At 62.9% G+C, this 22,302-nt stretch carries 26 protein-coding genes and 1 pseudogene; 14 read left to right on the top strand and 13 right to left on the bottom strand.

The genetic code is table 11. The features are described 5' to 3' along the window. The 8 genes and pseudogenes from nuoE to ABH939_RS06645 form a co-directional block, all read right to left on the bottom strand. Positions 1-825, bottom strand: a complete 825-nt coding sequence (gene nuoE, locus ABH939_RS06680) for an NADH-quinone oxidoreductase subunit NuoE (RefSeq protein ID WP_003942123.1) — start codon at positions 823-825, stop codon at positions 1-3. Next, positions 822-2,153, bottom strand: coding sequence for an NADH dehydrogenase (quinone) subunit D (nuoD, locus tag ABH939_RS06675; protein WP_007735150.1), 1,332 nt, complete (start codon positions 2,151-2,153; stop codon positions 822-824). The genes nuoE and nuoD overlap by 4 nt, the downstream gene beginning before the upstream one ends. Further along, positions 2,153-2,791: pseudogene (locus tag ABH939_RS06670) on the bottom strand (NADH-quinone oxidoreductase subunit C); the annotation flags it as partial. The pseudogene ABH939_RS06670 and the gene nuoD, both read right to left, overlap by 1 nt. Positions 2,792-2,811: 20 nt before the next feature. Continuing rightward, on the bottom strand, positions 2,812-3,366 hold the full coding sequence (locus ABH939_RS06665; protein ID WP_003942234.1) for an NADH-quinone oxidoreductase subunit B family protein: 555 nt from the start codon (positions 3,364-3,366) through the stop codon (positions 2,812-2,814). 80 nt (positions 3,367-3,446) lie between these two features. Further along, entirely contained in the window at positions 3,447-3,806 is a 360-nt protein-coding gene (locus ABH939_RS06660; protein WP_064688795.1) for an NADH-quinone oxidoreductase subunit A, read from the bottom strand. Between the two features lie 211 nt (positions 3,807-4,017). Continuing rightward, entirely contained in the window at positions 4,018-4,410 is a 393-nt protein-coding gene (locus ABH939_RS06655; protein WP_042450864.1) for a response regulator transcription factor, read from the bottom strand. A gap of 181 nt (positions 4,411-4,591) precedes the next feature. After that, a complete protein-coding gene (locus ABH939_RS06650; protein WP_003942203.1) occupies positions 4,592-5,026 on the bottom strand; it encodes an SRPBCC family protein in 435 nt (144 codons plus the stop codon). 87 nt (positions 5,027-5,113) lie between these two features. Continuing rightward, a complete protein-coding gene (locus tag ABH939_RS06645) occupies positions 5,114-5,593 on the bottom strand; it encodes a toxin-antitoxin system HicB family antitoxin (protein ID WP_003942206.1) in 480 nt (159 codons plus the stop codon). 154 nt (positions 5,594-5,747) lie between these two features. Between ABH939_RS06645 and thyX the strand changes: the two genes are divergently transcribed. The 6 genes from thyX (at position 5,748) to ABH939_RS06615 (ending at position 14,064) form a co-directional block, all read left to right on the top strand. Continuing rightward, entirely contained in the window at positions 5,748-6,500 is a 753-nt protein-coding gene (gene thyX, locus ABH939_RS06640) for an FAD-dependent thymidylate synthase (protein WP_003942250.1), read from the top strand. Positions 6,501-6,543: 43 nt separating this feature from the next. Further along, entirely contained in the window at positions 6,544-7,449 is a 906-nt protein-coding gene (dapA, locus tag ABH939_RS06635; protein ID WP_003942142.1) for a 4-hydroxy-tetrahydrodipicolinate synthase, read from the top strand. After that, positions 7,450-9,459 carry a ribonuclease J gene (locus tag ABH939_RS06630; RefSeq protein WP_050655788.1) on the top strand — a complete coding sequence of 670 codons (2,010 nt, stop codon included), beginning with the start codon at positions 7,450-7,452 and terminating at the stop codon, positions 9,457-9,459. It abuts the gene before it with no gap. Between the two features lie 59 nt (positions 9,460-9,518). Further along, the gene (locus tag ABH939_RS06625) at positions 9,519-10,142 is read left to right on the top strand and encodes a TIGR03085 family metal-binding protein (protein WP_007735153.1); all 624 of its coding nucleotides are present in this window, start codon (positions 9,519-9,521) and stop codon (positions 10,140-10,142) included. A gap of 124 nt (positions 10,143-10,266) precedes the next feature. After that, positions 10,267-13,038, top strand: a complete 2,772-nt coding sequence (locus tag ABH939_RS06620) for a DNA translocase FtsK (protein WP_404649483.1) — start codon at positions 10,267-10,269, stop codon at positions 13,036-13,038. 45 nt (positions 13,039-13,083) lie between these two features. Then, entirely contained in the window at positions 13,084-14,064 is a 981-nt protein-coding gene (locus ABH939_RS06615; protein ID WP_019748181.1) for a TerC family protein, read from the top strand. Between the two features lie 16 nt (positions 14,065-14,080). On the opposite strand, the gene ABH939_RS06610 is transcribed toward ABH939_RS06615, so the two are convergent. Next, complete coding sequence (locus tag ABH939_RS06610; RefSeq protein WP_003942124.1) at positions 14,081-14,365, bottom strand: YciI family protein; 285 nt, start codon at positions 14,363-14,365, stop codon at positions 14,081-14,083. Positions 14,366-14,423: 58 nt separating this feature from the next. Continuing rightward, on the bottom strand, positions 14,424-14,948 hold the full coding sequence (locus ABH939_RS06605) for an amino-acid N-acetyltransferase (protein ID WP_007735157.1): 525 nt from the start codon (positions 14,946-14,948) through the stop codon (positions 14,424-14,426). A gap of 120 nt (positions 14,949-15,068) precedes the next feature. Between ABH939_RS06605 and pgsA the strand changes: the two genes are divergently transcribed. The 5 genes from pgsA (at position 15,069) to ABH939_RS06580 (ending at position 18,521) form a co-directional block, all read left to right on the top strand. After that, a complete protein-coding gene (pgsA, locus tag ABH939_RS06600) occupies positions 15,069-15,710 on the top strand; it encodes a CDP-diacylglycerol--glycerol-3-phosphate 3-phosphatidyltransferase (protein WP_003942125.1) in 642 nt (213 codons plus the stop codon). After that, the gene (locus tag ABH939_RS06595; protein ID WP_042450683.1) at positions 15,707-16,204 is read left to right on the top strand and encodes a CinA family protein; all 498 of its coding nucleotides are present in this window, start codon (positions 15,707-15,709) and stop codon (positions 16,202-16,204) included. The genes pgsA and ABH939_RS06595 overlap by 4 nt, the downstream gene beginning before the upstream one ends. Before the next feature lie 90 nt (positions 16,205-16,294). Next, positions 16,295-16,675: a helix-turn-helix domain-containing protein gene (locus ABH939_RS06590; protein ID WP_003942191.1), complete on the top strand. Its 381-nt coding sequence runs from the start codon at positions 16,295-16,297 to the stop codon at positions 16,673-16,675. Between the two features lie 156 nt (positions 16,676-16,831). Further along, entirely contained in the window at positions 16,832-17,644 is an 813-nt protein-coding gene (pspA, locus tag ABH939_RS06585) for a phage shock protein PspA (RefSeq protein ID WP_003942098.1), read from the top strand. Positions 17,645-17,675: 31 nt separating this feature from the next. Further along, entirely contained in the window at positions 17,676-18,521 is an 846-nt protein-coding gene (locus ABH939_RS06580; protein ID WP_020907518.1) for a hypothetical protein, read from the top strand. 38 nt (positions 18,522-18,559) lie between these two features. On the opposite strand, the gene ABH939_RS06575 is transcribed toward ABH939_RS06580, so the two are convergent. Genes ABH939_RS06575 through ABH939_RS06565 form a run of 3 tightly spaced genes read right to left on the bottom strand, consistent with a single transcriptional unit; the run spans position 18,560 to position 20,445 of the window. Then, complete coding sequence (locus tag ABH939_RS06575) at positions 18,560-19,165, bottom strand: energy-coupling factor transporter transmembrane protein EcfT (protein WP_081557782.1); 606 nt, start codon at positions 19,163-19,165, stop codon at positions 18,560-18,562. Beyond that, the gene (locus ABH939_RS06570; protein ID WP_081557783.1) at positions 19,162-19,842 is read right to left on the bottom strand and encodes an energy-coupling factor ABC transporter ATP-binding protein; all 681 of its coding nucleotides are present in this window, start codon (positions 19,840-19,842) and stop codon (positions 19,162-19,164) included. The genes ABH939_RS06575 and ABH939_RS06570 overlap by 4 nt, the downstream gene beginning before the upstream one ends. Before the next feature lie 6 nt (positions 19,843-19,848). Next, positions 19,849-20,445, bottom strand: coding sequence for a biotin transporter BioY (locus ABH939_RS06565; protein ID WP_007735162.1), 597 nt, complete (start codon positions 20,443-20,445; stop codon positions 19,849-19,851). Between the two features lie 237 nt (positions 20,446-20,682). Between ABH939_RS06565 and ABH939_RS06560 the strand changes: the two genes are divergently transcribed. The 3 genes from ABH939_RS06560 (at position 20,683) to ABH939_RS06550 (ending at position 22,302) form a co-directional block, all read left to right on the top strand. Next, on the top strand, positions 20,683-20,859 hold the full coding sequence (locus ABH939_RS06560; protein WP_003942133.1) for a hypothetical protein: 177 nt from the start codon (positions 20,683-20,685) through the stop codon (positions 20,857-20,859). A 17-nt stretch (positions 20,860-20,876) separates the two neighbouring features. After that, entirely contained in the window at positions 20,877-21,590 is a 714-nt protein-coding gene (locus ABH939_RS06555; protein WP_042450681.1) for a PIG-L deacetylase family protein, read from the top strand. Positions 21,591-21,663: 73 nt separating this feature from the next. Next, positions 21,664-22,302, top strand: coding sequence for a TetR/AcrR family transcriptional regulator (locus ABH939_RS06550; RefSeq protein ID WP_003942216.1), 639 nt, complete (start codon positions 21,664-21,666; stop codon positions 22,300-22,302).

The following is a 22,302-nucleotide window of genomic DNA, read 5'->3' as shown; positions in this document are numbered from 1 at the left end:
TCACTTCCCTTCGCCGGGAGCGTCGGCTGCTGAGGCCGAGCCGGGTGGGTTGTCGTCGTGAGATCGGCTGATACGCAGTCCGGCAAGAGTTGCCCCGCCGATTGTTTGTGCTTCGGCTGCTTCGATTCGCGTATCCGGGAACCCGGCCAAGGTGCGTGCGGTCTGTCGGAACGAACACAGTGTGGCACCGCGACTGGGTGTCACGCGCTCTCCGGCGCGGAGCGCATCGACGAGTGAGCGCGCCGATTCCGGAGTCTGGTTGTCGAAGAACTCCCAGTTGATCATCATGACGGGGGCGTAGTCGCACGCCGCATTGCACTCGATGTGTTCGAGGGTGATCTTGCCGTCGGACGTCGAGATGGAGTGTCCGCCTTCGTCTCTGGAGCCTGCTGACCCGAGATGCTCTTCGAGTGCTGCGAGGATGTCGTCTCCGCCCATGATCGCGCACAGCGTGTTGGTGCAGACTCCGACCAGATACTCACCCGTCGGACCACGGCGATACATCGAGTAGAAGGTGGAAACGGCGGCAACCTCGGCGCCGGTCAAACCCAGCTTGGCACTGCAGAAATCGATCCCGGCCGGGGTGATGTACCCGTCCTCGGACTGCACGAGATGAAGGAGCGGCAGGAGGGCTGATCGACTGGTGGTCGCCGCGGCGTCAGGCTCACGGTAACGAGCGATGACGGTTTCGGCATCGGCGTCGAGTCGGGCGAGTACGTCAGGCGGATAACTCGATCGTGCGCCAGGGCGTACCAGTTGCGTGGGCTCGTCCGGGCGCGGCCCGAGTTCGATGAACACCCGTGACGAGCCGTTCGGGCCGGTCATCGGTCCACTCCGCCCATGACGGGATCGATACTGGCAACCGAGGCGATCACGTCGGACACCATGCCTCCCTCGCACATCGCCGCTACCGCTTGAAGGTTGGTGAATGACGGATCCCGGAAATGGACGCGGTACGGCCGGGTTCCCCCGTCGCTGACCATGTGCACACCCAACTCGCCACGCGGGGATTCGACGGCGACGTACACCTGGCCGGGCGGCACGCGGATTCCTTCGGTGACCAGTTTGAAATGGTGAATCAGACCCTCCATGGACGACTCCATGATCTTGGCGATGTGCTTCTGCGAATTGCCGAGGCCATCCGGTCCGACAGCGAGATCGGCAGGCCAGGCGATCTTCTTGTCGTCCACCATGACCGGCCCCGGTTGCAGTTTGTCGAGGCACTGCTCGACGATCTTGAGGGACTCCTTCATCTCCTCGACACGGATGACGTACCTTCCGTAGCAATCGGATCCGTCGTGCGTCACGACGTCGAACTCGTAGTTCTCGTAGCCGCAGTAGGGCTGCGCTCGACGCTGATCGTGGGGGAGACCCGTGGCGCGTAGGACCGGCCCCGTCACGCCGAGCGCCATGCAGCCGGTGAGATCGAGATATCCGATTCCCTGGGTGCGGGCTTTCCAGATGGAGTTGTCGCTGAGCATCAGTTCGACGTCACGCAACCGTTTCGGTAGGACCTTCAACAGTTCTCGTACCTTCGCGACCGACCCGTCGGGTAGATCCTGAGCGAGACCACCAGGCCTGATGTAGGCGTGATTCATCCGCAGTCCGGTGATCGTCTCGAACACGTCCAGAATCAATTCGCGTTCGCGGAATCCGAACAGCATCGCCGTCACGGCGCCCAGTTCCATTCCACCGGTTGCCAGGGCGACAAGGTGCGACGAGATTCGATTGAGCTCCATCATCATCACGCGAATGACGGTGGCTCGCTCGGGAATGTCGTCGGTGATGCCGAGAAGTTTTTCGACTCCGAGGCAGTACGCGGTTTCGTTGAAGAACGGTGACAGGTAGTCCATTCGAGTAACGAAAGTGACGCCCTGCGTCCAGTTCCGGTATTCGAGATTCTTTTCGATTCCGGTGTGCAGGTAGCCGATTCCACACCGAGCTTCCACGACTGTCTCACCCTCGATTTCGAGAATGAGGCGCAAGACGCCGTGAGTGGACGGATGCTGCGGGCCCATGTTGACCACGATCCGTTCGGCCTCGCCGGTTCGCTGGCGAGCGGCCGCGGTGACGATGTCGTCCCAGTCCTGACCCGATGCTGTGACGACGGTTTCCGTCGTGGCACCGGAGTTGCTTCCTGTCGTCTCGTTCATCAGTTGTACGACCTACGCTCGTCGGGTGGAGGAGTCTGGGCGCCCTTGTACTCGACCGGGATACCGCCGAGCGGATAGTCCTTGCGCTGTGGGTGGCCCTTCCAGTCGTCGGGCATCTCGATACGGGTCAGGGCCGGGTGACCGTCGAAGACGATCCCGAAGAAGTCGTAGGTCTCACGCTCGTGCCAATCGTTGGTGGGGTACATCCCGACGATGGACGGAATATGTGGATCGGTGTCCGGCACGGACACTTCCAGTCTGATCCGGCGGTTGTGCGTGATCGAAGCAAATGGATACACGGCGTGGAGCTCGCGACCGGTGTCCTGCGGATAGTGGACTCCATCGACACCCAGGCAAAGTTCGAAGCGCAGTTCCGATTCGTCGCGCAGTCTGCGCGCGACCTGCGGGAGGTGAGACCGTTCGACATGCAGCGTCATCTCGTCTCGAAAGATCACTACCCGCTCGATTGCATCGGTGAAAGTGCTGCCCGCGCTGCGCAATGCGGCATCCAAGGAGTCCGCAACTTCGTCGAAGTATCCACCGAACGGTCGAGAGGCCTTGTCCTCTACTGAGATCGGCGGGGCGAGCCGGCTGTAGCCCGAGGTGTCACCACTGCCGCGGACCCCGAACATCCCCCTCGATCCGTTGTTGCCCGCGGTCATCGCAGAAGCCCCTTCATGTCGATGGTGGGGGTGGATGCCAGTGCGGCGCGCTCGGCTGCCGCGCGTGCCTCTTCGCGGTTCACGCCGAGGGGCATCTCCTGGATCTTTCGGTGCAGTTCGATGATCGCGTTCAGGAGCATCTCCGGCCGCGGCGGACAGCCGGGCAAGTAGATGTCGACCGGCACGATGTGGTCGACGCCCTGTACCACTGCGTAGTTGTTGAACATACCGCCGGACGACGCACACACACCCATGGCCAGAACCCATTTCGGCTCGGCCATCTGGTCGTAGACCTGACGAAGTACCGGCCCCATCTTTTGACTGACCCGCCCGGCCACGATCAGAAGGTCTGCCTGTCGCGGCGACGCGCGGAATGCCTCCATGCCGAACCGCGCCAGGTCGAAGCGACCTGACGTGGTTGCCATCATCTCGATCGCGCAGCACGCGAGCCCGAAGGTGGCAGGCCACAGTGATCCTTTGCGGGCATACCCTGCCAGGCCCTCGACAGTGGTCAGTAGAAATCCGCTGGGGAGCTTTTCTTCGAGACCCATAACCGACTCTTTTCAGTCGTAACAGCTGCGGTGTGACCGGTTTTGTCTGACGTATGTGTGCTGTACCTGTGTCCGCTGGCCTAGTCCCAACCGAGACCGCCTCGTCGCCATTCGTATGCGTATGCCACCGAGACGTTGACTATGAAAAGGCCCATCGCCGCGAGGCCGAACAAGCCGAGCGAATCGAAATGCACCGCCCACGGGTAGAGGAAAACGATCTCGATGTCGAAGATGATGAACAGCATTGCCGTCAGATAGAACTTGACGGGAAACCGCCCGCTACCGGCGGTACGGGGTGCCGGTTCGATTCCGCATTCGTAGGCTTCGAGTTTCGCCCTGTTGTACCGCTTCGGGCCGACCACGGACGCGAGAACAACCGACACCACAGCGAAGGCCATCGCGATGACCCCGAGGACGAGAATGGGGATGTAAGCGTTCATGTCACCCGAACTCCTCTCCGCTGTGCGGATGTCCGCCCAGCCCGAAGGTGCCGTTCGATTTCGATACTGCCAGCAATTCGATACTTATGTGACCTGCGACACCCACACTAGGGGAGGCCTCCGACATTGGGTTCGTTTTCGGGGTGCCGAGTTTCGCTCTCGAAAGTCCGAAGTAGTCGGCGCCGCAACGAATCACCGCTGCAACGGGTGCTCACCGGCTCAGTTGTCGACGCAGAAGCGCGATGACGGTGGAAGCAAGTTCGATCGGATCTATCGGCTGCGGCACTGAGGCTTCCGCTCTCGACCACGACGCCAGCCACGCATCGTCGGGTCGACCGGTCAGTACGAGGATCGGTGGACAGTCGGCGATCTCGTCCTTGAGTTGTTTCGCGACGCCCATGCCGCCCGCCGGACTCGCCTCGCCGTCGAGAATGGCGAGGTCGATTCCGCCGGCATCGAGCTTGGCTACGACGATCGGTGCCGTCGCGACCTCGATGTAGTCGATGGTGGGCATCGACGGATGTGGGCGCTCTCCGAGAGCGAGCCGAACTTGCTCGCGCGTGTGTGCGTCGTCGCTGTAGACGAGGATGCGCACGGGTGCCATGGAGTTGGGCTCTGCGGTCTCGGCGGACACGCGGCCGACGTTACTCCGGGCGGTCCCCGGCTACCGGCGAATCTTCAACATCGGCAGGGACTTCCGCGAAAACACAGCTCGGCTTCACGGCAAACGGCCACTACCCGGCGATGAACGCCGGAAGTAAGGGCCGCCTGAATTGCGTGTGCGCTCAGAAGTTTTCGACGAACTTCGTCAGGCCCTTGCTCGCTGTTTCCAGCGCCGTCTTCTGTGCCTTCTTCACCAGGAAGCCCGGCAGCGGGATCTTGGGATCGATGGTCAGTTCGAAGGTGACTTTGGTTCCACCGTCGGTGGGAGTCAAGACGTACGAGCCGTCCTGCTGGTTCTGCTGACCGCTCTCCACGAGGGTCCAGGTCACCTTCTCGTCGCCCTCGAAGGTGTAGTCGACTACCTGCTCGTCGTTGATTCCCAGAATGGACACGGCCATGCGAACGCGATGGGGGCGACCGTCGTCGTGGGTGCTCTCGATGGTGATCTTCTTGTGTGCAGACGACCACTCCGGCAGCCGATCGACGGCTGCTACGGCCTTCATCACCGTTTCCGGATCAGCCTTGATCTCGAATTCCTTGACGCCCGAAACGGCCATGAACGTGCTCCTTCTCGCCTTGCGGCAACGGTTCGTGATTACTGCAGTTGCGCAATTAGATCATTCGGTGATCGGGTTGGCGTCGAGCTAGTCCATGCCGTTCTTGCGCATCTGGTCCCGCAATGCGCCCTGGACGGCTTGTGAAACCCACGAGTTGAGGGAGACTCCGTTCTGATTGGCGGCCTCCTCGGCGCGGGCTTTGATCTGTTCCATCATCCTCAACGTCACCCGGCTGATATCTCCGCTGACGTCGTCGAACGAGTAGGTTGAGTCCTTCTTCTCGTCGTCTGCCTTCTCGTTTGCACCCTCGCCGCCGGTCGAGTTCGGCGGGCGAACGACGTCGACCAGTAATTCGCTTCCGTCGAGATTGACCTTGACCTCTCGGTCGCCCAGCTTCGCCCCGATCTCCTTGGCCAGTTCCGTCGCCGCGGCCAACAAGACCAGGCGGACCGAGGGTTCGATGGCGGCGGACAACGACGCCGCAATCCGGCGCGTGTGATCGTCGCCGAGTTCGGCTGCAGTGGCGAGGTCGTTCTGCAGCTTTGCGGTGTACTCCGAAATGTCCATGACACCACAGTGGCGTCAAAAGTGACGTCAGTCAAGGACGTGATGACGTCACTCGGTATCGAGGGCGGTCGACCGCTATAGAGTTGCCCAGCACCTGAGGCGAACGGCGCCCGGGTTTCGTGCTGGTCGTTTCGTGCTTGTCGAGGAGTGGGTTGTGCCGAACACGGTGTCGCTGAAGGTGCAGTTGGTGGCGAAGTCCGAGTTCTTCCCGCCCGAGGACATTCCGTGGGAGACGGACGCGGATGGTGGCGAAGCGCTGGTCGAGTTCTCCGGTCGAGCCTGCTACCAGAGTTGGTCCAAGCCGAATCCGCGAACCGCAACCAACGCCGGCTATCTGAGGCATCTGCTCGAGGTCGGACACGTTTCGGTGCTCGAGCATGCGACAGTGAGCTTCTACATCACCGGTATCTCGCGCTCGTGCACTCACGAATTGATTCGTCACCGGCACTTCTCGTACTCGCAACTCTCGCAGCGATTCGTCCGTGAGAACGATGCAAACGTCGTCGTGCCTCCTGCTGTCGAAGGTGATCCCGAGCTCGAAGCACTGTTTCTGAATGCCACCGACGAAAGCCGTCGCGCTTACGGGGAACTGCTGACTGCCCTCGAAGGGAAACTGCAATCGGTGCCCGGTGCCCCGATGCGGGGCAAGCAAGCCAGGCAGGCTGCGCGCTCGGTGCTGCCCAACGCCACCGAGACGCGCTTGGTCGTGACCGGGAACTATCGGGCCTGGCGGCACTTCGTCGAGATGCGTGCCACCGAACATGCGGATGTCGAGATCCGGCGAGTCGCGGTCGAGTGCCTGCGTCAGCTTCGTGATGTCGCGCCAAATGTGTTCGGGGACTACGAGATTCTTCGCGGAAGCGACGGATCGGAAATTGCCGTCAGCGCATTTGCGGCCGAGTCGTGACTCGTGTGCAGAAGTAAGAGCTGAACCGGGTAACCTTCTGACCATGACCTACGGTGATTCCGCTTCTCTTGTCGAGCGTCCGTTCGGCACCATTTCCGTTGCGATGGTGACCCCGTTCACTGCCGACGGGAAGTTGGACGTCGACGCGGGAGTGCGCCTCGCAGCCCATCTCGTCGACAACGGCTGTGACGGCCTCGTTCTTGCCGGTACCACCGGTGAATCTCCCACCACCACCGAGTCCGAGAAGCTCGACCTGCTCCGCGCAGTGATCGACGCCGTCGGTAACCGCGCGAAGATCGTTGCAGGCGCCGGCAGCAACGACACCGCTCACAGCGTCGAACTCGCACGTGACGCGGCTCGCGCCGGAGCGCACGGTCTGCTCGTCGTCACCCCGTATTACTCACGTCCGCCCCAGGCCGGACTGTTTGCACACTTCACCGCCGTCGCCAACGCGACCGACCTGCCCGTCATGTTGTACGACATTCCGCCCCGCTCCGTCGTTCCCATCGAGACCGAGACGATCCGCCGACTCGCCGAGCACCCGCGAATCAAGGCCGTCAAGGACGCCAAGGGCGACCTCAACGCCGGCGCAGAGTTGATCGGCACCACCGAGCTTCAGTTCTTCTCCGGCGACGACCCGCTGAATCTGCCGTGGCTCGCTGTCGGCGCCACCGGCTTCGTCAGCGTCATCGGCCATCTTGTTCCGGGTCGTCTCCGTGACCTTCACACCGCGTTCGTGTCCGGCGACATCGCCCGCGCACGCGAGATAAACCTCAGTTTGATCCCTGTGATTCGTTCCGTTGCCCGCCTCGGCGGTGTCAGCGCTTCGAAGGCGGGTCTGCGACTCATCGGAATCGATGTCGGAGAACCACGCCTTCCGCAGGTTGCACCCACTAAAGAGCAGATCGACGGTCTTGCCGCCGATCTGCATGCGGCAGGAGTTTTGTAAATGACCCGTCCCCCCCGACGTCGTAGTGCCAGTCGTCAAGCCGGTCCGCCTTCGCCTCCGGCTCCCGAAACGGCCGCAAAGGCCGCACCGGTAGAGGCACCAGCTGCGCCGGCGGCAGAAGCGGCCCCCGCCGCAGCCGCCCCGCCCAAGAAGGCCGCAGCAACCAAATCTGCAGCAACCAAGTCCGCTGCCACCAAATCTGCTGCACCCAAGAAGTCGACCGAAGAGAGGTCGCCGCGCAAATCTTCCGGCGGTAACCGACCGGCAGCATCGAAGTCGGGCAACGGGCGCGGAAACAAGCGCCCCGAGAACCGTCCGGCCGTCGATCCCACGGGTCGCCTCGGAACACCCCCGAAGGCGCCGGCATCGGGTCTGCGCATCGTCGCGCTGGGCGGCATCGGCGAAATCGGTCGCAACATGACGGTGTTCGAGCACCGTGGCAAGTTGCTGATCGTCGACTGCGGTGTGCTGTTCCCCGAGGACCAGCAGCCTGGCGTCGACCTGATCCTCCCGGACTTCCGCTACATCGAAGACCGTATGGACGACGTCGAAGCCGTCATCTTGACTCACGGACACGAGGACCACATCGGTGCTCTGCCGTTCTTGCTGCGTCTGCGCGCGGACATTCCGGTCATCGGCGCGAAGTTCACTCTCGCTCTCGTTGCCGCCAAGTGCCGCGAGCATCGCCTGCGTCCGAACCTGGTCGAGGTCGTCGAGGGAAACACCACCACCCATGGCCCGTTCGACTGCGAGTACTTCGCGGTCAACCACTCGATTCCCGACGCTCTCGCGATCGCGATTCGCACCGACGCCGGCGTCGTACTGCACACCGGTGACATCAAGCTCGATCAGCTGCCTCTCGACGGCCGCCTGACCGACCTCGCCGGATTCTCCCGCCTGGGCGACGAGGGCGTCGACCTGTTCCTCGTCGACTCGACGAACGCCGAGGTTCCGGGATTCGTCACGCCCGAGCGCGAAATCGGGGGAGTGCTCGACAACGTCATCGGCAAGGCGAAGCAGCGCGTCATCGTGGCATCGTTCGCCAGCCACGTGCATCGCATCCAGCAGGTCGTCGACGTAGCCGCTCGGTACAACCGCCGCATCGTCTTCGTCGGCCGCTCGATGGTCCGCAACATGCAGATCGCCCAGGATCTGGGCTACCTGACGGTGCCCGACGGCCTCGTCGTAGACATCGACACCGCCGCCACCCTTCCCGACGATCGCCTGGTGCTCATTTCGACGGGTTCGCAGGGTGAGCCGTTGGCAGCGCTCTCGCGGATGGCGCGCGGCGAACACCGTCAGATCAACATCCGCGCCAACGACCTTGTCGTTCTCGCGTCTTCGCTGATCCCGGGCAACGAGAACTCCGTTTTTGCCGTGGTCAACGGTTTGGCCAAGCGCGGTGCCACCGTCGTGACCCAGCAGAGCGCCAAGGTTCACGTCTCGGGCCACGCGTCCGCCGGTGAGTTGCTCTACCTGTACAACGCGGTTCGGCCCACCAATGCCATGCCCGTCCACGGTGAATGGCGGCACCTACGTGCCAACGCCGCGCTGGCAAAGGCAACCGGCGTGCCGGAAGAGCGCATCGTATTGGCCGAGGACGGCGTCGTGGTCGACATGGTGGACGGCCTCGCCGAGATCGTCGGACGCGTACCGGTCGGACACGTCTACGTCGACGGTCTGTCCGTCGGCGATGTCGGTGAGCCGACGCTGTCCGATCGTCTCGTGCTCGGTGAGGGCGGCTTCATCGCGATCACCATCGTCATCAACGAGTCGACGGGCCGTGCGGTCAGCACCCCCGAGGTGTCCGGTCGCGGCTTCTCCGACGATCCGACTGCGCTCAAGGCTGCCGCGGATCTCGTGGAATCGGACCTGGCCCGGTTGGCGAGCGAAGGCGTCATCGACGCTCATCGCATCGCGCAGTCGGTGCGCCGCGTCGTCGGACGCTGGGTTGCGGACAAGTACCGCCGCCGTCCGATGATCATTCCGACGGTCATCGCGGTTCCGTAGATTCGGCACAGCAGGTCGCTTCCGCTCGAACCCGGTCCGGTTCGAGTACTTTGGCGAAGGTGACCTTCGCTCATGACGAACGACTCGCCCTGGTGGACAGCATGGTCGAATTCGGCCCCGATGCTCCGACACTGTGTGGGGAGTGGACCAATCGTGACCTGGCAGCACATCTGATAGTCCGGGAGCGGCGTCTCGACGCCGCTCCCGGAATCATGTTGAGCCCTCTTGCCGGTCACACCGAGAGCGTGCGTAAGGCCGCAGCGGCGCGTCCGTGGGAGGAGATCCTCGACGACGTTCGGAGTGGGCCGCCTCGGTGGTCGCCGATGTACTGGCTCGACGCGCAGGTAAATACCACGGAAATGTTCATCCACCACGAAGATGTACGACGCGCACATCTGAACTGGGCGCCGCGTCCGTTGTCGGAGGGTCGGCAGGCTCAGCTGTGGAAGTACGCCCGGCAGATCGGCAAGATGGGTTACCGCAAAGCCGCTGTCGAGGTCATTTTCGAACTTCCGTCCGGCGAGAGTGCGGTCGTCCACAAATCCGGCTCTCGCAGTGTTGTCCTGCAGGGTGAACCCGCCGAGTTGCTGCTGCACGCTTTCGGTCGCAACGAGGTGAAGATCGAAGCCAAAGGTGAACTGGCCGACGTTCAATCCGTGATGGCGCTCGATCGCAGTTTCTGATGGCCCCCTTCTGCCGGAGCCGAGCTCGACAGACGGGTTGTGAAGATCACGTTTCGCACTCGCCACCAGTGTTGCTGGTGTTGCGGATGGTCCAGATGGGGTCGCACAGACTAGCCTGAACTCCATGGCAGGTAAGTCGAGCGCCCGGGGATCCAGTACAAGCACGTCTACGTCCAGGGCATCGACCAGGTCGTCAGCCTCTACTCCGAGCGCGCGCGCAACCGCAAAACCTCGTGCCTCGCGCACCACGCGAACCGTATCGACTCCTCGAAATGTCACGACTTCGGCCAGGGCTGGTGGGCGCCCCGCGTCGGGCAAAGGCTCCAAGCCGGCGCCCAAGAAGGCGTCCGGTACGTCGTCGGCCGCGCGCCGCCCGGTATCGAAAACCTCTCAGCGGGCCAGCCCGTTGGCCGCTGTAGGCAAGGGAATCGGAGCCGGGTGGTCCCTGGCTGCCCGCGGCGTCGGCGCCACCACACGCACCGTCAGTAAGGTCGGCGAGATCGAAGCCGGCCACCGCCGCGACGGAATAGCGCTCGGCCTGATCGCATTCAGCGTCGTCATCGCCGGTGGCGTCTGGTTCAAGGCCGGTGGTCCGATCGGCGGCGGCATCGACACCCTCGTGCGGGCGATCTTCGGCGCGGCCTCGGCCGTGCTCCCCATCGTCGGCGTCGGCCTCGCGATCCTGTTGATGCGCACCGAACCGAAACCTGAGATCCGGCCCCGACTGATCATGGGATCGCTGCTGGTCGGTCTGCCGGCGCTCGGCCTCTGGCACATCATCTCGGGTTCACCGACAGACGCCACCGGTCGCTCCAACGGCGCAGGGTTTGTCGGATACGTCGTGGGCGGCCCGCTCACCAACGGGCTCACCGTCTGGCTGTCTGCGCCGCTGCTGGTCATCGCCGCCGGATTCGGAATCCTCCTTCTGACCGGAACGACTCTGCGTGAGGTGCCGAGCAAGTTCCAGTCCTTCTTCGGCGCCTCGTATCGCTCGGATGAATACGGCGACTACGGATCCGAATTCGACGAGGATGGTGAGCACCACTACGGCGAATCTGCTTACGATCCTTCACTGTTCGACGCCGACGGCTACCCGGTCGACACCTACGCCGAGCCGCCGCTCAAGCCCGCCAAGCGGACCAGCCGACGCGCACCGATCGACAACTACCCGACGGACGAGTTCGAATCCGGAGACAAGAAGACCGAAGTCCTCGGTCTGTGGAACGCCGACGACACCGCAGTACCCGACGAGCCCGTCGCGGCTGTGGCAGCGCCCGTCGTGGAGACGCCGGCACCGCGCCCCAAGGTGCCTGCGCGTTCGGTCCCCATCGCCAAGCCCGTGCCGAAACCCGAACCGGAGCCGGAGGAGAAGGAACACTTCGTCACCGATCGGGTCACCGACGGCGACTACAACCTCCCGCCGACGACGTTGCTGATCGAGGGAGACCCGCCCAAGCTCCGCAGTTCTGCGAACGACGCGATGATCGAGGCGATCAGCGAAGTCCTCGAACAGTTCAAGATCGATGCCGCTGTTACCGGTTTCACCCGCGGACCGACGGTGACGCGCTACGAGGTCGAACTCGGCCCAGGCGTGAAGGTCGAGAAGATCACCGCGCTCGCCCGCAACATCGCGTACGCCGTGGCAACCGACAACGTCCGCCTCCTGGCCCCCATTCCGGGTAAGTCCGCGGTGGGTATCGAGGTACCGAACTCCGACCGCGAAATGGTCCGCCTCGCCGACGTTTTGAACGCGCCGAGCACCCGACGCGATCACCATCCGCTGGTGATCGGTCTCGGTAAGGACATCGAAGGTGACTTCGTCAGTGCGAACCTCGCGAAGATGCCCCACCTTCTGGTGGCAGGTTCGACCGGCTCGGGTAAGTCGAGCTTCGTGAACTCGATGCTCGTCTCGTTGCTCACCCGAGCAACGCCCGAAGAAGTACGGATGATCCTCATCGACCCCAAGATGGTCGAGCTCACGCCGTACGAAGGTATCCCGCACCTGATCACGCCGATCATCACTCAGCCGAAGAAGGCAGCGGCAGCGCTGGCCTGGTTGGTCGAGGAGATGGAACAGCGCTACCAGGACATGCAGGCCAACCGGGTGCGTCATATCGACGACTTCAACTCCAAGGTCAAGTCCGGGGAAATCACCGCGCCGCTGGGCAGCGAGCGCGTCTACCGCCCGTACCCGTACATCCTGGCGATCGTGGACGAGTTGGCCGACCTCATGATGACCGCTCCGCGCGACGTCGAAGAAGCAATCGTCCGCATCACCCAGAAAGCCCGCGCTGCCGGAATCCACCTGGTGCTGGCAACGCAGCGCCCGTCCGTCGACGTCGTCACCGGCCTGATCAAGACCAACGTGCCTTCGCGTCTGGCGTTCGCGACGTCCTCGCTCACGGACTCGCGAGTCATCCTCGATCAGCCCGGCGCCGAGAAGCTCATCGGTATGGGTGACGGCCTGTTCCTGCCCATGGGCGCGGGTAAGCCGACCCGTATGCAGGGCGCGTTCATCACCGACGAGGAAATCTCGGCGGTTGTCGACTTCGCGAAAAACCAGGCCGAGCCCGAGTACACCGAAGGTGTCACCGCACAGAAGGCAGGGGAGAAGAAAGACGTCGACCCCGACATCGGCGACGACATGGATGTCCTCCTGCAGGCCGTGGAATTGGTCATCACGAGTCAATTCGGTTCGACGTCGATGTTGCAGCGCAAGCTACGAGTCGGGTTCGCCAAGGCCGGCAGACTGATGGACCTCATGGAAAACCGCGGCGTCGTCGGACCCAGCGAGGGCTCGAAGGCACGCGAGGTGCTCATGAAGCCCGAGGAGCTCGACGGTCTGCTGTGGTCGATACGCGGCGGCGACCCGGATGAGGCACCTGCAGACGAGTAGGGACACCTCGGCGGAGAAGCCGTCGACAGACGACCGGAGGAACCCGTGCATGTGACGCCGTTGGCTTGGGGAATCACGATCGTGGTGATCCTCGGCCTGTTCGTCTTCGACTTCTTCGCCCATGTCCGCACTCCGCATGCGCCGACCTTCCGGGAGTCCGCATTCTGGTCGACGGTCTACATTTCGATCGCCATCGTCTTCGGCCTCGTCGTGATGTGGATCTGGGGCACCACGTACGGCGGTGAGTACTTCGCCGGCTACGTCACGGAGAAGGCGCTCTCGGTCGACAATCTGTTCGTCTTCGTGATCATCATGTCGACGTTCGCCGTCCCGCGAGAGTTCCAGCAGAAAGTCCTGCTGATCGGCATCGTCCTCGCATTGGTGATGCGCGGAATCTTCATCGGAGTCGGTGCGGCCGCCATCAATGCGTACAGCTGGGTGTTCTACCTCTTCGGTGCGTTCCTGATCTACACCGCGTACACCCTGATCCGCGATCACGGGCATGAGAAGGAAGCCGAGGAGAAGCGCGACAGTCGCATCATCTCACTCGTGAAGCGGGTGCTGCCGACAACCGAGGAATACGACGGGGACAAACTGATCACCCGGATCGACGGCAAGCGCGTCGTGACACCGTTGTTGTTGGCGCTCATCGCAATCGGGTTTGCCGACGTGCTCTTCGCGCTCGATTCGATTCCGGCGATCTACGGTCTGACCCAGGAACCGTATCTGGTGTTCACCGCCAATGCCTTCGCGCTGATGGGTCTACGGCAGCTGTACTTCCTGATCGGTGGGTTGCTCGAACGGCTGGTCTATCTCTCGTACGGGCTCTCGATAATCCTGGCGTTCATCGGTGTGAAATTGGTACTTCACGCGTTGCACGAGAACACCCTCTCGTTCGTCAACGGAGGTGAACACGTCTCCGTCCCGGAAATCTCCACGGCACTCTCACTCGGAGTGATCATCGGAGTATTGGCGGTGACGACGGTCGCGAGCCTGTTGAAGACTCGCGACCGGGCGGGGGAGTAAGCCGGGGCCGGGGCTCTCAGGCGCTGAACTGACCCAACACCGGAACCCACTCGGTGATCCGGACCTTCTCGATCAAATCGGCGATCGCGAACGGATCGTGGGTGAAGAGGAGGGAAACGGTGTCGGCGTCTGCGGCGTCGACGATGATCAGCGCGCCGTTTCCATCTGCAAACGGGCCGGATGACAAGACGATCGAGCGGGAAACCAGATCCGCGAGCCACGCGCGGTGATCGCTACGGACTTCGTCGCGCTGAGCGTTCTTCTCGGGCGCGTAGGTGTATTCGACGAGGAACAACGACATCGTGAACCGCTTTCGGGGCTGGTGATCGAGAGGGTGGTGTGTGAAGAGTCTGAACGGTTCAGAGAGTCAGGAGCATGCGAGTATTGCCGAGTGTGTTGGGTTTCACATAGCTCAGATCGAGGAACTCGGCGACGCCGGCGTCGTAGGACCGACACATTTCCGCATAGACCTCGGCGGTGACGGGGGTGCCGTCGATCTCCGCGAATCCGTGACGGTGGAAGAACTCGGTCTCGAACGTCAAAACGAACAACCGTTCCAACTCCAATTCCTTGGCGACCTCGATGAGTTTGTCGACGACGTGGAAACCTGCGCCCTGGCCTTTGGCAGTCGGATCGACTGCGACGGTGCGGATCTCACCCAGGTCCGCCCACAGCACATGCAGTGCGCCGCAAGCGATTACCTGGCCGCCTCGCTCGGCGACCCAGAACTCCTGGACTGCCTCGTACAGTGTCACGAGATTCTTCTCGAGGAGGATCTTGCCGGCGTAGATGTCGATCAGACGCTTGATTTCGGGGATGTCCGACGTTCGCGCGCGACGCACGATCAACTGGCTCTCGGTATAGGTCGGCGCGGTCGAAGTCATGTGGTGCACATTAGTCAATGGCCCTACCGATATTCTAAGTCGCGTGCCTGTCCGCCCCACGCAATTCCCGCGCCGCTCGGCTTTGTCCCGGGTTCGGCTCACCGCCTGTGCGGTGATCCGATGAGTACCCCGCGCGATCAGACCGACGCCCATCGCGCCGCCGTCGGCCCGTCCGACGGCACACCTGTCGCGGACAACCCGGTTCCGTTGCTGAACATCGCGAACATTCTCACGATGGTCCGAATGGTTCTCGTTCCGGTTTTTCTCGTTGTTCTGTTCGTCGACGGCGGACACTCGACGTGGTGGCGTCTCGGGGCAATGGGCGTGTTCATCGTCGCCGCGATCACGGATCGGATCGACGGCCAATTGGCTCGGAAGTACGGTCTGGTCACCGATTTCGGCAAACTCATGGACCCGATCGCGGACAAGGCACTGATCGGCGCCGCGCTGATCGGTCTTTCGGTTCTCGGTGACCTGTCGTGGTGGGTGACCGGAGTGATCATCGCCAGAGAACTCGGAATCACGCTGTTGCGGTTCGCGGTACTGCGGCACGCGGTCATCCCGGCGGGCAAGGGCGGCAAGCTCAAGACCCTCGTGCAGGCCGTCGCGATCGGGTTCTACCTCTGCCCGCTGCCGAGCAGTTGGGACATCGTCAGCGGATTGCTGATGGCTGCTGCCGTCGTGCTGACGGTGGCGACGGGAATCGAATACATCGTGCAGGCGATCAGGCTTCGCGCCGGAGTTCGCGCAGTCGAGTCATGACGGACCCGCTGCTCGCACTCGGAGTGGTCGAACTCGTCGACGCCCTTGGCGCCGCGAGGCAGACTGTCGCCGCCGCCGAATCTCTGACGGCTGGCTTGTTCACGGCTGCGGTCGCGTCCGTGCCAGGGTCGAGCGCGGTGCTGCGTGGGGGCCTGGTCGTGTATGCGACCGACCTGAAAGCGACGCTGGCGGGCGTGGATCCCGAGCGTCTGGCAACGGACGGCCCCGTGTCCGAGAGCACCGCCGTGGCTTTGGCGCTCGGCGCCCGGACGAGGTGCGGCGCCGACTGGGGTATCGGACTGACCGGAGTCGCCGGTCCGAGTGAGCAGGACGGACACTCGGTCGGAACGGTGTTTCTCGGTATCGCCGGCCCGGACGGAACCGAATGCGTACCCCTCGCGCTCGGCGGCGAACGGTGGGAGATTCGGACAACCGCAGTCGCAACTGCCGTGTCGCGGTTACGTGATCGTGTCGCAGAGCGTGCGGCACGATAGGCTCGGGAACCAATCGGATGTGTTCGGACGTTGACGATTGTGAAGACGTACGACCATGCACGATGAGGTCACGGATGAAGGAGGAGCGAGATGGCGCTGCTATTGCGTGAGGCAATCGGTGACAGTCTCCGGCGTACGCGCGTTTCGCAGAGCCGCACGCTACGTGAGGTGTCGAACAGCGCGCGTGTGAGCTTGGGCTATCTGTCCGAAGTGGAACGTGGACGTAAGGAAGCATCGAGCGAACTGTTGGCGGCGATCTGTGATGCGCTCGCAGTCCCACTGTCCGACGTGCTGGTCGACGTGAGCGAGACCCTGGCCACGAAGAAGAGCGCTCCGGTAGCTGGTCGACAGGTCGCCGAACCCGCCGTGTCGGCTTCCGGTTCGGTCTCGGCTTCCGGTTCGCCGACAATCGCACGCGATACCCGCGTCGTGATTCCGGCACCGAACGCTCGAAGGTTGGCGGCGGCGTAGCCACTACCGGCCGTAACCGATAGATTTTGTACGTAACCGCCGGTTTCCAGCAGGTGGGGTCAGAGCAGATAGGGCGCAGCCCTTGTTTCGGTGCGCGACGGTCGCGCTCCGGGTCGCGTTCGGCGCGGCGCATCAGATGGAGGCAGGATCAAACCAATGGCTAATCCTTTCGTCAAGGGCTGGAAGTACCTGATGGCGCTCTTCAATTCGAAGATCGATGAGAAGGCAGATCCAAAGGTTCAGATTCAGCAGGCGATCGAGGACGCACAGCGCCAGCATCAGGCGTTGTCCCAGCAGGCTGCGTCGGTGATCGGTAATCAGCGTCAACTCGAGATGAAGCTCAGCCGTCAACTCGACGAGGTCGAAAAGCTCAACGCCAACGCGCGCCAGGCCGTCAACCTCGCCGATCAGGCCGCTGCTGCCGGCGACAACGACAAGGCGATCCAGTACACCAACGCTGCCGAAGCTTTTGCGGCCCAGTTGGTGACGGCCGAGCAGGGCGTCGAAGATCTGAAGGCACTGCACGACCAGTCCTTGCAGGCCGCCGCTCAGGCCAAGAAGGCTGTCGAGCAGAACGCGATGACTCTGCAGGCAAAGGTTGCCGAGCGCACCAAGCTGCTCAGCCAGCTGGAGCAGGCCAAGATGCAGGAGCGCGTGAGCGAGTCCCTTCGGTCCATGGACAGCACGCTGTCGGCTCCCGGCAACACACCCAGCCTCGATGCTGTGCGCGACAAGATCGAGCGGCGTTACGCCGACGCACTCGGCTCTGCCGAGCTCGCCCAGAACTCCGTTCAAGGCCGCATGATGGAGGTCCAGCAGGCCTCGGTCCAGATGGCAGGGCACAGTCGCCTCGAGCAGATTCGTGCTTCCATGAAGGGCGAGGCACTGCCTTCCGGCGGCGCAGCAGCCACTCCTGCGACTCCGTCCGTCGAGAAGCAGCCCCCGGCTGCCGGTCAGACCGGGCAGTAGCCGAATCCTCGATGTCGGCAGTGATGCTCTGATGTTTTCTTCACGAGACGGTCGATCTGGGCGCGAGCCCCGGTCGGCCGTTCCCGTTTCCGTATCCGGCGCCTTCGGAGCGTTGGGACGCACCGCGGACACATTGCGCGAGGTCGGACTGTCTGCGGCGGATGCCGCTCGGCGGTGGCAAGACCCGCGCGCCAAATTCGAGCGCAAACGTGCCCGTGCACGTCGACGCGCTCAGCGTTGGGGTTTCATGTCCGGCGGATCAGTGGTCGGCACGGCCGGCCTTGCTGTTGCGTCGGCCCCCGAGTGGTCGGTGGTCGTGGCAGGCGGGGGAGCGGCACTGTTCGCGGTTCCCGCCGTCATCGCGGTCGGCCGCTACCGTTCGATGAGTTCCGGCCCACCGCCGTCGGCGCCGATTCGCCGGCGCTTGCCACCGTCGTCGTCTCGCGCGTTCATCCCGATGTCTCGCCTCATCGGCGCCGAGACTTCGTTGTTCGAGATCTTGAGTGTGCTCAGGCGCGCCGACACCATCGACCCCGGTGAGTTGGACGAAATCACTGTTACCGCCGATTCGGCATTGAGAGCGATGTTCGCGGTGTCTTCGGATGTCGTCGCGATGGAACGCGCCGTGGCCGCTACACCCAAGGTGACCGAACCTCTTGATCCCACCATCGACGGCGCAGTTCGTGAGTTGCAGTCGGGGTTGGATCAGTACGAGGATCTGGTGACCTCCGCAGCTGCATTGACAGCGCCTCACAGCCCTTCGGCTCTGGTGGGATTCAACCGAGAACTCTCGGCGCTGCACGCGGCCGCCGAGCGACTCTCGGCGCTTGCCGACGCCATCGGTGAGGTGGACGACATCACCCGCAAGTACAACTGATCGGTCCTCGCGCCTGATCGATGCACCTGTTCGAAATCTCAGTCGTCGGCGCCGCGGGCCGCCAACGCTTCACCCATTGCGTCCGCGGTCATCAGGGTGCCGACGATGACCGGAACTGCGAAGGATCGCAGCGAGAATCCGAGCCCTCGCGCCTTGCGTGCCTCGGACACCTGTGTGATGACCTCGAACATCAGCGGGATGCACCGGATCGTCATTGCGAGGAGCAAAGCGATCCGTTCGGGATTGACCCCGAAGCGTCGCAAGGGTGTCAGGAACCGGGTGATCGCGTCGAGCATCTCGGAGATCCGTGTGGTCAGACCCATGATCGCCGCGAAGGCGATCGAGATGATCAGAACCCCGCACACGACGGCCGCTCGCTGCCATCCCGCGACTACCAGCTGGAACGCCCCGATGAAGAGCAACATCCACAGCGCCGGACGCAGCTGCCGGATCGCAGTCATCGGAGGAATGCGCGCAATCGCGTACAGGGCCACAACGACGATCGTGGGAACTGCCAGTTGCCACGGCTCACGAACGAAGATCGAGACGGCGAGGATGGCCACGACCAAGGCGAAGAGCTTGATCCCCGTCGGCATCCGGTGCAGGAGCGATGTACCCGGCCGGTAGACGCCGAGAGTGGTCACGAGACCAACGACCGGTAATGGCCGATCGAGTCGGCGGGGGAGCCGTCGGCGACGACACGGCCTTGGTCGACAACCAACACCCGTTCGAATGATTCGAGGAGATCGAGTTGGTGGGTCACGACGATCAGTTGCTGATCGAGTGACTCGAACACCGAGGTGATCAGCCGAGAGTTGCGAAGATCGAGGAGCGTGGTGGGCTCGTCGGCGACGAGTACGTTCGGTTCCGTCACCATGATGGCCGCGAGCGCGAGTAGCTGCTTCTGCCCGCCCGAAAGCTGGTGGGTGGGATGGTCGGCGTGCCCGGCGAGGCCGTAGCGTTCGAGCACCGAGGCCACCTTTGCGGCGCGCTCGGCTTTGCCCAATCCGCTACGGCGGAGCGAGAATTCGATGTCCTCGGCAACCGTCGGCATCACGATCTGGTGGTTGGGATCGGTGAAGACGAATCCGACCTGCTTGCGTACGTCGCGGCCCTTCTTCGCCGTGTCCAAGCCGTTGACGTGGACGTGTCCTTCCGTCGGAACGACCAGTCCGTTGATCATGCGAGCGAGGGTCGACTTGCCGCTTCCGTTCGCACCCACGATCCCGATTCGCTGCTCGCTCAGTCGCAGATCTATCTGCTGAAGGACCGTTCGTTCACCGAAGCTGTGTCCGACGTTCTCGAAGACGATCTCACTCATCGGAGATTAATTCGCCACCACGGTCTTGTTCGACGAGATCACCGAGTCGCGCAGTAGTGCCGGGTATGCCCGGTGAACCTGGGACGCGACCAACGCGGTGACGACCGCTTTTGCGGCGTCGAGCGGGATGAAGGCGGCGTTGGCCGACCATGCGGCAACGAAGCTCATGTGTCCGCGGACCATCATTCCTACGATGCCGAACGCGTAGAGAACGACGACGCCGCCGAGAAGGTTGATGCCGATGCCCGCGATGATCCGGTACTTGGGCAGCATCTTGGCGGTCAGCCATCCGATGACAAACGCCGTCGGGATCCAACCGATGAGGAATCCGGCTGTCGGGCTCGAGAGAGACACGAGTGCGGTGCGACCGCCGGCAAGGACCGGTAGACCGACCAATCCCAGAGCAATGACCGTCAGGACGGCGAGAACACCCTTGCGCGGTCCGAGTAGAGCGCCGGCCATCATGACGCCCATGGACTGAAGGGTGATCGGCACGCCGGAAATGCCGATGTTGATCGACCCGGGTAGGCCCAGCGCGATGATGAGTGCGGCGAAGACGGCTACATGCGCGAGATCGCGAGCGGGGAAACGGGTCGTAGACACTGCGGACGTGCTCCTTCGGCATACGGGATCGAACTTCGCGAGTTTACGCCAGGAGCAAGCTCCCATGGGTTGGACACCTGACCTGCGTGAGGGCCGGTCTCGGGGTGAACCCTGATCTTTACCTGAACTTGCCGCTGAGCTGCTGCTTTGTCACGCCAGACCTGTCAGGCTGGTTCTACGGACGACGCAGCACCTGTCCGATTCGACTGATTATTCAACGGCACGTTGGAGGTAAGCATGTTTTGGAAGATCGTTTTGGCCGTCGTACTGGTGTGGGTCGCACTCGCGGTGGTCGGTGCCCTGATCAAGGGGCTTTTCTGGGTTCTGGTGGTCGGCGCTGTCGGCTTCGGAATCTACTTCCTGGTGAAGGCGATGTCGGGAAGTGACGACAATTCGCCCGCTTCGCGGTTCTGACGGGCAAGATCTGCACTATGGAAAACTTCCCCGAGGACTGGCAGCGCGCGATTGTCATCGTGGCGCATCCCGATGACATCGAATACGGCGCAGCCGCAGCAGTGGCGCAGTGGACCGATCGCGGCAAAGACGTGCGATATGTCCTGGCCACGCGCGGCGAGGCCGGAATCGCCGGTCTGTCGCCCGAAGAGTCCGGCCCCATCCGCGAGGAAGAAGAGCGTCGCTCGGCCGCGATCGTCGGTGTCGGTGAGGTGGAGTTCCTCGGCCTGCCCGACGGTCGTCTCGTGGAAGGCTTGGAGTTGCGCTCGACTCTCGCCGCAGCAATTCGCCGCCACCGTCCGGAATTGGTGGTGACGATGAACTTCTCCCACACCTGGGGCCCCGGCTATCTGAACAGCGCAGATCACCGTGCACTCGGGATCAGCGTTCTCGACGCAACTGCCGACGCAGCAAACGAATGGATCTTTCCCTCATTGACGGCGCAGGGACTGGCGCCGTGGCCTGGTGTTCGGTGGGTTGCGGTCAATACGATGACTCCCACACACTGCGTCGACGTGACGTCGACGGTCGATCGCGCCGTGGATTCGCTCGCGGAACATGCGCGATATCTGGCGGCGCTGAGTTCCACGCCGATCCGGGAACAGGCGCGCGCACAGATCGACATGGTCAGCGGACCGAAGCCTGGTTTCGACGCCGAGCGAGCAGTTGGTTTCGAGTTGTACTATTTCTGATGATCTCTGAGCGAGAGAAATCGAAAGTCCCGACGGGATTACCGGTGACTTGTCCGGTATTGTGTTACACACGATGGTAATCCGTAACGCAGATGACTCAATTGCCCCTCGCAAGGCAGATGGTCAGCGCATCCCCAGCCGCGAGATCGACGACGTGATTCTCGACGCAGCAAGGTCGTGTGTCCTCGATTTCGGAATGCAGCGAACCACACTTGCCGAGATCTCGCGTCGCGCCGGCGTGAGCCGACCGACGGTCTACCGGCGATGGCCGGACACGCGAGCTGTCGTCGCGGACCTGCTCACCCGGGAGATCCGATCGGTGCTGCCCGAGGTGACCTTCAACGGGTCTGCCGGCACGTTGCTCGTGGAGGCGATCGGTGACGTCGTCGGCCAGATTCGCGACCATCCGCTCTTCGTGAAAATTCGGCAAGCCGATCAAGAATTGCTGACGACCTACATCGTGGACCGGCTCGGCGCGAGCCAGAAGTCGATTCTCGAGCTGATCACATCCGTTGTCGCGGCCGGCCAACAGGATGGTTCGATTCGCGAGGGAAGCGTCAACGAGATCGCGGCGATGGTTCTACTGATGGCTCAGTCCGTCGTCATTTCTGCGCCGACTCTCGAGCCGGAGCTTTCCTCCGATGCGTCGGTCGAGCAACTTCGATATGCGGTCGCTGCTTATCTGGCACCCGTCAAGAATTCGGGAGAATAG

This window comes from Rhodococcus sp. 27YEA6 (genome assembly GCF_044908235.1).
GTDB lineage: Bacteria > Actinomycetota > Actinomycetes > Mycobacteriales > Mycobacteriaceae > Rhodococcus_F > Rhodococcus_F qingshengii.
This window is presented reverse-complemented; position numbering and strand designations above follow the sequence as displayed.